At 43.3% G+C, this 11,475-nt stretch carries 10 protein-coding genes; 2 read left to right on the forward strand and 8 right to left on the reverse strand.

What is annotated here, in order from left to right; all coding sequences use genetic code 11:
- The first annotated feature begins 53 nt into the window (after window positions 1-53).
- The gene (locus MKZ11_RS23875) at window positions 54-929 is read left to right on the forward strand and encodes a glycerophosphodiester phosphodiesterase family protein (RefSeq protein ID WP_340796834.1); all 876 of its coding nucleotides are present in this window, start codon (window positions 54-56) and stop codon (window positions 927-929) included.
- A gap of 67 nt (window positions 930-996) precedes the next feature.
- Here the strand turns inward: MKZ11_RS23875 and MKZ11_RS23880 are convergent, their stop codons facing one another.
- On the reverse strand, window positions 997-2,496 hold the full coding sequence (locus MKZ11_RS23880; protein WP_340796835.1) for a class I adenylate-forming enzyme family protein: 1,500 nt from the start codon (window positions 2,494-2,496) through the stop codon (window positions 997-999).
- A gap of 1,195 nt (window positions 2,497-3,691) precedes the next feature.
- Here MKZ11_RS23880 and MKZ11_RS23885 point away from each other — a divergent pair.
- The gene (locus MKZ11_RS23885) at window positions 3,692-4,276 is read left to right on the forward strand and encodes a hypothetical protein (RefSeq protein WP_340796836.1); all 585 of its coding nucleotides are present in this window, start codon (window positions 3,692-3,694) and stop codon (window positions 4,274-4,276) included.
- A 205-nt stretch (window positions 4,277-4,481) separates the two neighbouring features.
- Here the strand turns inward: MKZ11_RS23885 and MKZ11_RS23890 are convergent, their stop codons facing one another.
- The 7 genes from MKZ11_RS23890 to MKZ11_RS23920 all read right to left on the reverse strand — a co-directional run bounded on the left by MKZ11_RS23890 (window position 4,482) and on the right by MKZ11_RS23920 (window position 11,450).
- A complete protein-coding gene (locus MKZ11_RS23890) occupies window positions 4,482-5,345 on the reverse strand; it encodes a 5-oxoprolinase subunit C family protein (RefSeq protein ID WP_340796837.1) in 864 nt (287 codons plus the stop codon).
- Entirely contained in the window at window positions 5,342-6,106 is a 765-nt protein-coding gene (locus tag MKZ11_RS23895) for a LamB/YcsF family protein (RefSeq protein WP_340796838.1), read from the reverse strand. The genes MKZ11_RS23890 and MKZ11_RS23895 overlap by 4 nt, the downstream gene beginning before the upstream one ends.
- 5 nt (window positions 6,107-6,111) lie before the next feature.
- Window positions 6,112-6,855 (reverse strand): 5-oxoprolinase subunit PxpB, encoded by a 744-nt coding sequence (gene pxpB, locus MKZ11_RS23900; RefSeq protein WP_340796839.1) that lies wholly within the window; start codon window positions 6,853-6,855, stop codon window positions 6,112-6,114.
- Complete coding sequence (gene pcp, locus MKZ11_RS23905) at window positions 6,845-7,459, reverse strand: pyroglutamyl-peptidase I (RefSeq protein WP_340796840.1); 615 nt, start codon at window positions 7,457-7,459, stop codon at window positions 6,845-6,847. Before pcp ends, pxpB begins: the two co-directional genes overlap by 11 nt.
- Window positions 7,460-7,899: 440 nt before the next feature.
- Entirely contained in the window at window positions 7,900-9,570 is a 1,671-nt protein-coding gene (locus MKZ11_RS23910; protein WP_340796841.1) for an acyl-CoA dehydrogenase family protein, read from the reverse strand.
- Window positions 9,548-11,068, reverse strand: a complete 1,521-nt coding sequence (locus MKZ11_RS23915; RefSeq protein ID WP_340796842.1) for a class I adenylate-forming enzyme family protein — start codon at window positions 11,066-11,068, stop codon at window positions 9,548-9,550. Before MKZ11_RS23915 ends, MKZ11_RS23910 begins: the two co-directional genes overlap by 23 nt.
- Window positions 11,069-11,072: 4 nt before the next feature.
- Window positions 11,073-11,450: a MerR family transcriptional regulator gene (locus MKZ11_RS23920; protein WP_340796843.1), complete on the reverse strand. Its 378-nt coding sequence runs from the start codon at window positions 11,448-11,450 to the stop codon at window positions 11,073-11,075.
- Between the last annotated feature and the right edge of the window lie 25 nt (window positions 11,451-11,475).

An 11,475-nucleotide genomic window follows, 5' to 3' on the forward strand; every position in this document is an offset into this window, starting at 1 on the left:
TACGGATTCTTTATAAACATTTACAATTCTCATACAAACGAGGAGTGATTGCGATGAAAAAGATGCTGCTGTTGCTCTTACTTCTATCGTCACTGGGGTGCATGAACCCCGCTGTTGAACGTTCGCTTCTGCCTGAAGATGAGTTCCTTGTCATCGCGCATCGCGGGGCGTCCGCTTATGCCCCCGGTCACACAATAACTGCCTACGAAATGGCTGTTCAGATGGGCGCAGACTATATCGAACTTGATTTACATATGACGAAAGACGGCAAGCTCGTCGCCCTGCACGATTCAGTGGTAACATTTCCTGAAGCTGAACAGGCTGTCGCTGATATTACGCTGAATGAACTTCAGTTATACTCTCCAGGGAAGGATTTTAATGAAGAGAATCCCCGGTATGCCTCTCCAAGTTATGCAAATTTACGTGTCGTTGAGCTGGAGGATATTTTGGTTCATTTCGGAGATTCGGTTAACTATTACATTGAAATGAAATCACCTGACACGAATATTGGCATTGAAGAGGAACTGGTTCGTCAGCTTCGTGCTCACGATCTCCTCAATAAGCAAGGAAGACTACCATCAATAATCATTCAATCTTTCAATAGTGACAGTTTAAAAAAAGTCTTTGCCATGGAACCTTCCATTCCGCTGATTAAGCTATACACTTTCAAGCAGAAAGCGCATCTCTCAAAAAAAGAACTGCAAGATCTTAAACAATATGCATCCGGCATCGGTTTGAACGTAGATTCAGTAACAAAAAAATTCGTTGATGCGACACATAAGGAAGGGTTGGATGTCCATCCATTTACCGTCAATGATGAAGAGACAATCCGCACACTTATTAAAATTGGCGCAGATGGTGTATTTACAGATACACCCGATAGTGCAGTTCGTGTAGAAGGTGAAGAAAGCAGTAAGGATGCAAAATAAGATCCTTACTGCTTTTTGTCACGTGCAGATTCCACCACTTCTGAATAGGGTACCTGCGTTATTGTCATTAAACTTTGACTGGTTCCCTAAGAACCGTTTTCAGTACCTTGCCGCTGGCGTTTCGCGGCAGTGTATCAAGAAACTCGATGGCAGCCGGAATTTTGAAGGATGCTAGCTGTTTTTTACAACTATCGCGTACTGCTTGTTCAGTAAGCTTCTGTCCCTCTTTCAATACAATGAACGCTTTTACCACCTCACCATACACCTCATGTGGTATACCGATGACCGCAGCTTCGAGCACTTCCGGCATGGTATACAAAACCTCTTCCACTTCTAGCGGATAAATGTTTTCCCCGCCGCGGATGATCATATCTTTCTTACGATCTACAATATATAGAAGCCCGTCTTCATCAAAACGGCCAAGATCACCGCTGTACATCCAGCCCTCTTTTATCGTTCTCGCCGTTTCCTCATCGTTTTTCAAATATCCTTTCATCACCTGTGGCCCTTTCACGGCGATTTCACCTACTTGGCCCATTGGCAACGATTTGCCGAATTCATCCATGACTTTTACTTCTGTCTGCGGCAATGCCTCTCCGACGGAACCAATTTTGGATAGCGCGTGCCGATCTTTCAACGTCGTAGCTCCAGGTGAGTTTTCAGTTTGTCCATACAAGTTTTGAACTTTGACGTCCGGGTATAATGCTTTCACTTTTTTTACGAGTTCGTAAGGCATTGGCGCGGCTCCATAACAGAACAGCCGCAAATTGGATAGATCAGCTTTTTCGAGTGATGGTGTATTAAGGAGAATACTGTACATGGCTGGCACACCGAAAAATAGCGTTGCACATTGTTGCTCCATCGTTCGGATTGTCGCTTCCGGAGAAAATGACTCTTCAATAATGACCATGCCGCCTTGATAGATGACAGGAATGCTGAATACATGACTCGCCGCACAGTGGAAGAGCGGAGCCACGATATGCATGCGGTCATTGTGATCCATCTCCATCGATTCACTCCATATTTCAGCAATTGCCGCAACGTTTTTATTCGTCAGCATGACTCCTTTCGGTCGGCCAGTTGTCCCAGATGTGTAAAAGACAACTGCCGTATCATCATCGAGCGCTTCTCGTATTTCCAGAGTACGGCGTTCACCGTCTATAATTCTTGTAAATTCATGATTAATCACCATTTTGTGTTGGAGCGCAGGTAACTTCCCTTCAAGGGAATCAAACACGTCGGCAAGCCGTTCGTCGTAAATGAGTCCTTTCGCTTCTGAATGGGCTAAAATATAGTTCACTTCCGGTGCAGTCAACTTCGTATTGATCGGCAGTGCTGTAAATCCGCCTATATGGCATGCGTAGTAACAGATTAAAAAGGAATCGGAATTCATCAGACAGAATGCCAGAATGTCATCTTTCACATAACCTAAATCTTGAAAATACCTTGCCAGATTCTCAGACTTGCTATAGAAATCACCGTATGAAATTTCTTTTCCATTAAACGATGTAATGACTCTTTCCGGATGCGTCTCGGAAACGGCCTTCAATTTCTCTGCAATGAACATCAACACGCCCCCATAACTGTTACTTTTAGTTTTATTAGATAATTATAAATAGTAAAATACTTTATTGCAAGATAATTGGTATATGTGGTGAACTATTGAATGTGGCGTATATGCTTTACAAGTGCTTTTGAGAGGTCATTGAAAAAGATTTAATACTTGGAGTGTATTAGAATTCCTGCTAATACCGCTTCGACGCTTTGTGGATGCCTTCCGCGATAAGCCAGAAAGGAGAACACTTTCTGGCTCATCGCTCCGGCTACCACGAAGTCGCGCCTTCGCTGGGTGGTCTATGTTGAGAAATTGCATTTCGTTTTTGTGGATGAGACCTGTAACCTGGAGTGCCATAAATAGATTGAATGTGATCAACGATTGTTCCAATACATGAGGAATGAATTAGAGATTCTGCTAATACCGCTTCGACGCTTTGTGGATGCCTCCTGCGATAAGCCGGAAAGGAGAGCGCTTTCAGTCTTACCGCTCCGGCTACCACGAAGTCGCGTCTTCGCTGGATGGTCTATTTGAGAAAGCGTATTTCATTATCGAAAATGAGACCTACAACCCGGAGTGCCATAAATCGATTGAATGTGATCAACGAATGTTCCCATACATGAGGAATGAATTAGAATTCCTGCTAATATCGCTTCGACGCTTTGTGGATGCCTCCCGCGATAAGCCGGAAAGGAGAGCACTTTCAGTCTTATCGCTCCGGCTACCACGAAGTCGCGTCTGCGCTGGATGGTCTATTTGAGAAAATGTATTTCATTATCTATGTTGAACTATTGAATCCGGTGTATAAACTGAGCGAAGGCGCCTTAGCAGGGGTAGCCGAAGCCATAAGACTGGCGGCGAAGCTGCTTGGCTTATGGCGGAAGGCATCCCCTAGCGCCGTAGCGGTTCGATGGAGTTCTTTATTTCAATTTATATAGTATCACCTAGTAATCACATATACTCTCGGCATATACATCTCAAAATCACATTTCTCTCGATAATGAACACCTTAGCGCCAAGCGATCTATAATCCACACCCCGAATTACAACTCTCTCTTTATTGAGCGCCACAGCAGATTTAATGGGATTCTTTAATTCAACAACTATATTTAGAACAAAACCTTCCGTAGATAGCGAATGTATTATAGGATAGAAGTATGCTTGATTTTATAATGACTGCTAATTGAAATAGAAAGGGGCGAGAAGCATGGCAAAAGCGCTCAATAAGATCTTCTGGGGCTCTCTTCTGGTTTTTCTGAATTTCCATATCAATCATTTCGATATCTTGCCTGATTTCCTTGGGTATATAATCATCTTCCTGGGTTTAACGGATCTAGTCTCCTATTCAGAGCACTTTTCAAAAGCGAAATCGTATGTGCTCATACTGGCTGCGGTGTCTCTACCGTTAATCTACCAGTTCGAAGTAAATATGGCAGAACCGATAGAGATGACGGCTAACGCTTATGGATTGATGGCCATATATATAGGTGTCGCATTTGTCCACCTGGGATTCGTTTATCACTTTATGCGCGGACTTATGGATATCGCACAAGAAAATCCATTTAAACCACTTGAGAAGAAAACAAGAACTTTTCTGCGTTTTTATATCATCTTGACACTCGCTACACAAATCGTTTCCATGCTTATTTTAATACCCTATGCTTTATCTATAGGTTTAATTTTAGCGCCACTCATTTTGTTACTTGCGATTGTGTCTTTTATTGTCGAAATCATGTTACTTGTATTGATTCGACAATTCCGGTCAATAAGCTTACTAGAGGAAATGAAATAAAAACACTCCCGAACGAAGTAAAAAATTACTTCTTTTCGGGAGTGTTTTGTATATGATTCGCCCCTGCAAAGGTTGGACATGATGCCCGTGCACACTATCTAGGTACTGAGAATTACTGATTCCATTCAATACCAATTCGCGCTTTGTGAATACCTTATTCATTGATACAGCGTATACAAGTATCCTAAAGGCTTTCACAGTTGTTTTACATTCGATACACAAACCGGATAGTTCCACCGTTTTTCAATTGGGCCACTTTCGGCAAATCAGCCTTTGAAACCGTACCAATTGTCGCGTATCCTCCCGTCGTTTGGGCATCTGCCATTAGAATAATTGGCTGACCATTCGTCGGAACTTGCACAGTTCCAAATTGAGTCGCTTCACTGAAAATATCCCCGCTATCGATGAATTCAAGTGGAGGTCCGTTGAAAAAGTAACCCATTCGATCTCCGCCTCGATACGTATAAGTAGCTTTTAAAAATGTATCGATACTCGATTTTTCGAACAGATCCATGTGCGGACTTTTGAACAAGTCAACCGTAATATCCTGGGCATAACGCGGGATATTCCCCACGAGCAAGCCACGGTTTAAACGCTTTTGTTTTAATTTATTCGCATAAAGAATCATGTCTTTTTTTGTGATTTCACCAATTAACCCCCTCGGATAACTGGAACTGCTACCCAAAGTTTCCTTAACTGCATACCCACCTTCCGGAATAATGTACGTAATCGCACCGCTAATTGGTTTAGAAAAAGAAATCATTTGCCCTTTCCAAACCTGAAACGTTTTCCAGAGCGGTGCTGGCGTTTCCCCGTCAATCATTGCACCTAAGTCTGCACCTGCAATGACAATCCTATGATCGGTTAGTACTTCCAGTGCAAGGCCGCCTAAAAAAATTTCCAGTGCATTTCCGATTTCATCATTCCCAATAATGTCTTGGCCTAGCTGGAATGCCTCTCGATCCATAGGTCCAGCAACTGGCATACCGAAACGCCGGAAACCGAATCTGCCCTGGTCCTGTATCGTGGCATAGACGCCAGGTTTGACGATTCTAAATAACGGAATCATATCGCGTCTCCAAGTGCGCTAACACGAACATTAACAGATGCCAACGCTTGACGAATTTGATGGGCATGGGACGCCACACCCTGTCCATCACCATGGAAACAAATTGTATCTGCTTGTATTAAAATTGTTTCTCCGGTTATTGTTTGTACGTGCTTGTTTACCACAATATCCATCACTTGTTTTTCGATATCTTCATATGTATGGAGGACAGCTTCCGGCAATAATCTGGAGCATAATGTACCTTCTGCCGTATACCTGCGATCTGCAAAAGCCTCACCCGCCGTTTTTAAGCCGATTTTATTCCCAGCCTGCAACAATTCGCTCGTACAAAGCCCATATAAATACGCATTCGGTACAGTATCATAAACGGCTTCTGCGATTGCATCGGCAACAGTACGGTTAATCGAAGCAGTATTATAAAGGGCACCATGGGGCTTCACATGGTTCAAAGTAACACCCTGTATATCGCAAAACTGTTTGAGTGCACCGATTTGATAGACAACTGCATTGTAAATTTCACGAGAGGACATCATCATCTCTCTTCTTCCAAATCCCTGTAAATCCGGATAACCGGGATGTGCGCCGATTGAAACCTGTTGTCCAGCCGCTTGTTCTACCGTTTTCTGCATTACATTAAAGTCGCCTGCATGAAATCCGCATGCAACATTGGCAGATGTAATCGAACTGAAAAGGGCTTCATCTTCCCCAACCATAAATTGACCAAAACTTTCACCGACATCTGCATTCAGATCAATTCGCATTGCGATCACTCCTTTACAAACTGCATAATCATTTCAGGTTCACGTGCTAACTCTTCTTTTAATTCATTAAAGGCTTCAAGACAGATTGAACGAAATTGTAGCTGATCACCCGCGCGAATTAGAAACGGTTCAATGCGTTTCAAACAATATAGATCGAGTGGCGTCCGCCCAATTATGTTCCAACCCCCTGGGGATTCTAACGGGTAAATACCCGTCTGCGTTCCGCCAATCCCAACGGTTCCTTTAAGCACACTTAATCGGGGCTTTTCCAAACGTGGGACATGGAGTACCTCCGGCAATTCTCCTAGATACGGAAAACCTGGTAAAAAACCTATCATATACACCTTATAGCTCGTGCCTGTATGAATAGCGATTACCTCATCACGTGTCAGTCCCGTATGGTCGCATATCCGAGGTATATCTTCACTAAATTTGGCGTCATAACAGACTGGTATTTCAATAGTACGCCTGTTTACAAACAATGCACTATCAGTTCTGTGCGCCCACTTTGTCAGTAATTCTTCAATGATTACACGAGGGTTCAGGAGTTCTTTGCGATAAAAAACGGTTACAGTTTTATTACTTGGTACGACCTCTTCAAGTAAATGATTCCTATCATTTTCAACAAGCTGACAAAATTGCTGTATCGTGTGAAAGGTTTCCTGACTCGTATCCGGACCAAAGTCGAAACGTATTGTTTGTTCATTCATCACCATTGCATGGGGGATAATTTGCTTGTTACGATTCATCAGCAGATAGCACTTCGATGCATACGGCGACACCTTTTTTCAAATCTTCATGTGACCAGCTTGGAATTTTGCCATGCTCAATCGCCAATTCATGTGAAGCAGGTATATGAAGGAAACCAGATTTCATCATCGGTCGTTGTGTTGCAGCGTAATGCAGTCCTTCATACATAACATTGTTGCATAGATAGGTACCTGCCGTATTTGAAACTTCGGCTGGCAGCCCTTTTTCCAGTAATCGATTCACCATCGCGCGAACTGGCAGTGTTGACATATAACCAGCTTCGCCTCGCTCCCGGATCGGTTCGTCAACAGGTGTATTGCCATTGTTATCAGCAGCCCCGTCTTTGATATTAATCGCAATCCGTTCAGGCGTCATTTTATAACGTCCTCCTGCAAGCCCCAGTGAAATCACGGCATCTGGTTTTAGGGCTTCAATATGTGTAAGAAGTTGCTCGCCTGATGATTGGAAGTCTACCGTTAATACTTCACTGTGAATTTTGTAATTGCCGATCACTTTGCCATGTAGTTCTTCCACGATTTTCATCGTCGGATTAACAGTGAATTTCAAGAAAGGTTCAAACCCTGTGAGTAAAAGTGTTTTCATGATGATGACCTGCTTTCTTATTATCATTGTTGTTACTATAACGGTAGTTATCTAATTTTTCAATACTCCGGTGATTACAAGTTCATCATTTTTGAGATTGCTACTGTGTGAGTACGCTTATTTGATTGGTTGCTGAAGGTATATGGTCGGTTGCTGGGGTTATTTGATCGGTCTCCCAGGTTATATGATCGGTCTTTAGCGTGATACGATCGGTTCCCCAAGTTATATGATCGGTCGTCAGTGGTATATGATCGGTTCATATGTTTATTTGATCGGTCATCGATGGTCTTAGGCCATTTCGGGTTGCCGCCGTTAGTTCATATGTATTCCCGAGTCTCAACACTATCTTCCCGTAATGAATTCCATCAAAGTAAAATCCCCTAGCAGCACTTATTGGCTGTAGGGGATTGAGTGTCAGCAAACGAAACTGATTCAGTTAGTTACATTACCTCTTCAAAATATTTCACACCGCTCTTCATTTCACCAATCGCTCTTTCGGGCCAGTTCGTTTCGATGAAAATTTCCATCAGCTTTTCATAACGGTCTCCATGTTGTGCCGCCCATTCAAGCGCAATGACCCCTTCATAAAGTAAAGCCATAGTACGCATTAATCCTTTCGCTTCGACTGTTTGATTGTCAGGATCCAAATTTGCGAATGTTATGAGGTCTTTTGCTAGTATCTCCACCGCAGTAGATACGCGCAGTTTCCATGAACTTTCGGGAACAGCATCTAGTCTCTCTGTCATTTCATCGATAAATAACAAGTGTGCACTGAATTTATTGACGAGTCTGAGGAGCTCCAATCCTAAAATATTCGCGGTCCCTTCCCAAACCGTTAATACTTGCGCATCCCGAAGCAACCGCGGTGTGACGAAATCTTCGATATAGCCATTTCCGCCATGCATTTCAATTGCTTCATGAGCGAAATGGATTGCCTGTTCCGCGGTTTCCTTTTTAATGAGCGCAATCTTCAGGCGGTTCAATGTAGTTTCTTCGTCAGATGCATTCCCAGAAGTTACTTTATCAAACAGCTTGATCAGATCGAATGTTGTTGCCAGTTCGACTTCAAGCTTCGATTTCATGGTCGCTAAACTTTCTTGAACCATTGGAAAGTCAGTCAACTTTTTGCCAAATGCGTTGCGTCTTTCTGCATACATCACTGCTTCATTGAACGCACGACGCATGATGCCGAGTGACGCGACCGCATTGCAAATTCGCGATAAATTCAATGCTTCCATCATATAATAGAAGCCCTTGTTGGGATCACCCACGACATAAGCCAAGGCGCCGTCAAATTCTACTTCACCGGATGGCACTGCCCGCACGCCGAGCTTGTCTTTCAATCTCCGAATCTGAATACCATTCAGTGAACCGTCCTCTTTTCGCCACGGCACAGCGAATAAACTTAGACCGCGCGACCCTTCTGCAAAACCTTCCATTCTAGCAAGAACCATCGCGACGCCCGCCATTCCGGCATTGGATGCAAAATACTTTTCACCGTATAAGCGATAGTTTTCACCGTCTGCCACTGCTTTCACAACGTTGGCACCGACGTCTGAACCTCCCTGTCTTTCCGTTAAAAATGTCGCGCCTTCAAATAACTCCCTATCACCCGTTGCACAAACATGCGGCAGGAACTTCTCTTTCACTTCTTCATTAGCATAATGATCTAGCAAATAAGCTGTGGCTTGCGTCAATGTTACAGGACAATGGAATCCTGGTTCTGCTTGAGATAATAAGTAGCCTTGCGCAAAACTGTAGAGGTAGTTTCCTTTATGGCCGAGTTCCGGAATATCTTTATGAACATAGCCAACAATCCCTGTCCGATACGTTTCTTCCACTGTCTTTTTATAGCCTTCATTGACCCAAACATGTGAATGATCATCTCCGTACTTGTCATATTTCTCGAGTCGGGGTTGCCCTTCGCGATCGGTATGTTTGGCACGTTCATCGATTTCATTGGCAACTAGTGAACCAAATTTCATTAATTCTTTGTGTGCATAGTCGTAAAACTTAGGAGACAAAGATTCTTTTAATAGTGTTTGTAATGTCTCATCATGTTCAAAGAAGTTCAATGCTATTTCAATTTCAGACCGTTGTTGTAAGACCATTTGCTTCGCCTTCTCTCAGTGGTTGTTTTAAAATCTTACCGGATGCATTACGCGGAAGCGCATCAACTTGTTCATACAAACGCGGTACTTTATACTGCGAAAGTCGTTCTTTCGCAAATTGTTTAATCTCTTCCAGATTAAGCACTTCACTTGCCGCAAAATAGGCTTTGACCGTTTCTCCCCATTCCGGGTGCGGCACGCCGACTACTGCCACTTCATGAATTGCCGGATGTGTAATGAGGACTTCTTCGACTTCTTTCGGGTAAATATTGACCCCGCCGGAAATGATCAGATCTTTTTTCCGGTCGACAACCCAAATGTAACCGTCTTCATCGATTTTCGCCAAGTCGCCTGTTTTCAGCCAGTCCCCGATGAATGTTTCGTTCGTCGCTTCTTTATTATTATAGTAGCCAAGCATATTGCCTTCCCCGCGCAAAAGAATCTCCCCCACTTCGCCTTGTTGCACGTCTTCCCCATCCGGATTAACAATTCTAAACTCTGCATGAAGTGCTGCCCGTTTTCCAATACTGCCTGCTTTCGTTTTATGTTCACTTGCGCTCAATAATGTACCGTTCGGACCCGCTTCTGTCAGTCCATAGACACAGATGAAGTTATCCGATTTGAACTTTTCCTGCACAAATTCAACTTCCGGTTGCGATAAAGGGGCACTGCCGTAAATCCACCATTTCATTGAAGACAAATCGGCTGTTGCCATCTTCGGATTCTTCGCTGTCAACAAATAAACGACGGGTGCCCCAAAGAAATGTGTCGTTTTTTCTTGTTCAACAGTATCGATTAAAAGATCAGGTGTGAATGTTGGCGTTAATACGCTAGTCGCACCGACTATTAGCCCCGCCATGAAAAACAGATGGAGCGGCGCAGAATGACTAAGCGGCATCATGATAAGCAAGCGGCTCTCCGGTTTAATTTCCATCTCCACACAAATCATTTGCGCAACCGTTAGAATGTTTTTATAACTGAATAACACGCCTTTCGGTTTACCTGTTGTGCCGGAAGTATAAAGAATTGTCGATTCACTGGAATCGGGTAAATTGCATTCGATTGGGGAATCATTGTTATCGAGTACTGTTTCAAAACTGATCCACTTATCGTCTAAGGGGGCTCCCGTTTTGATTAACACTAAATCGCTCTCGAGGGTTTTCACCGATTCAATCAGTAAGTCATGTGCAATAAAGGCTTTTGCATCGGAATTCTCAAGTACATAGTCAACTTCTGACAGCGTCATCTTGGCATTTATCGGGACAATGATTGCACCAAGCCGTTGAACTGCAAAATAGGCGATAGCAAATTCGGGAACGTTTGGCATATATAAAACAGCTTTATCTCTTTGCCCGATTCCGAGAAGCTTAAGTCCGTGTGCAAAACGATTCACAAGCTGATCAAGTTCCTGATACGTATAGCGTTTCCCCATTCCAATAACCGCTTCAGTCTTAGGATATTTCCGTGCATTGCGTTCCAACAATTGTGAACTGTTCATTCCCTTACTCCCCCTTTAAGTTGGCTAGTTTCTCTGTGAATTGCACAAGCAGCTGTTCCATTTCCATCTTCATTTCTGTGAGCTCCTGAATTTTGGCTTCTACTTGTCCAATTTTTTCATTGCCGAAATCGATTGTCCGCTCCAATTGTTTTAGCCCAGTCCGATCTTTGTCGAAAAGCAAAATCATCTCCTTTATTTCATCCAGCGTGAATCCGTATTTTTTACCACGCAGGATAAGTCTTAGCTTTACAATCTCCGCTTTCGGATAAATCCTTATATTGCCCGCAGTCCTGTCAGGTTTCAATAAACCCAGTTCCTCGTAATAACGTATTGTGCGCGTCGAGACATCATATGCACGGGCAACTTCAGTAATATCCTTCATTGTTGCCACCCCTCTGAATATGTTT

This window comes from Sporosarcina sp. FSL K6-1508 (assembly GCF_038007465.1).
Taxonomy (GTDB): domain Bacteria; phylum Bacillota; class Bacilli; order Bacillales_A; family Planococcaceae; genus Sporosarcina; species Sporosarcina psychrophila_B.

Bases quoted from the DNA above. Each gene is read 5' to 3' on its own strand.
- MKZ11_RS23895 (WP_340796838.1), bottom strand. From the start codon at position 6,106: ATGCGAATTGATCTGAATGCAGATGTCGGTGAAAGTTTTGGTCAATTT.
- pxpB (WP_340796839.1), bottom strand. From the start codon at position 6,855: ATGAATCGTAACAAGCAAATTATCCCCCATGCAATGGTGATGAATGAA.
- pcp (WP_340796840.1), bottom strand. From the start codon at position 7,459: ATGAAAACACTTTTACTCACAGGGTTTGAACCTTTCTTGAAATTCACT.
- MKZ11_RS23875 (WP_340796834.1), top strand. From the start codon at position 54: ATGAAAAAGATGCTGCTGTTGCTCTTACTTCTATCGTCACTGGGGTGC.
- MKZ11_RS23920 (WP_340796843.1), bottom strand. From the start codon at position 11,450: ATGAAGGATATTACTGAAGTTGCCCGTGCATATGATGTCTCGACGCGC.
- MKZ11_RS23880 (WP_340796835.1), bottom strand. From the start codon at position 2,496: ATGTTCATTGCAGAGAAATTGAAGGCCGTTTCCGAGACGCATCCGGAA.
- MKZ11_RS23885 (WP_340796836.1), top strand. From the start codon at position 3,692: ATGGCAAAAGCGCTCAATAAGATCTTCTGGGGCTCTCTTCTGGTTTTT.
- MKZ11_RS23890 (WP_340796837.1), bottom strand. From the start codon at position 5,345: ATGATTCCGTTATTTAGAATCGTCAAACCTGGCGTCTATGCCACGATA.
- MKZ11_RS23910 (WP_340796841.1), bottom strand. From the start codon at position 9,570: ATGGTCTTACAACAACGGTCTGAAATTGAAATAGCATTGAACTTCTTT.
- MKZ11_RS23915 (WP_340796842.1), bottom strand. From the start codon at position 11,068: ATGAACAGTTCACAATTGTTGGAACGCAATGCACGGAAATATCCTAAG.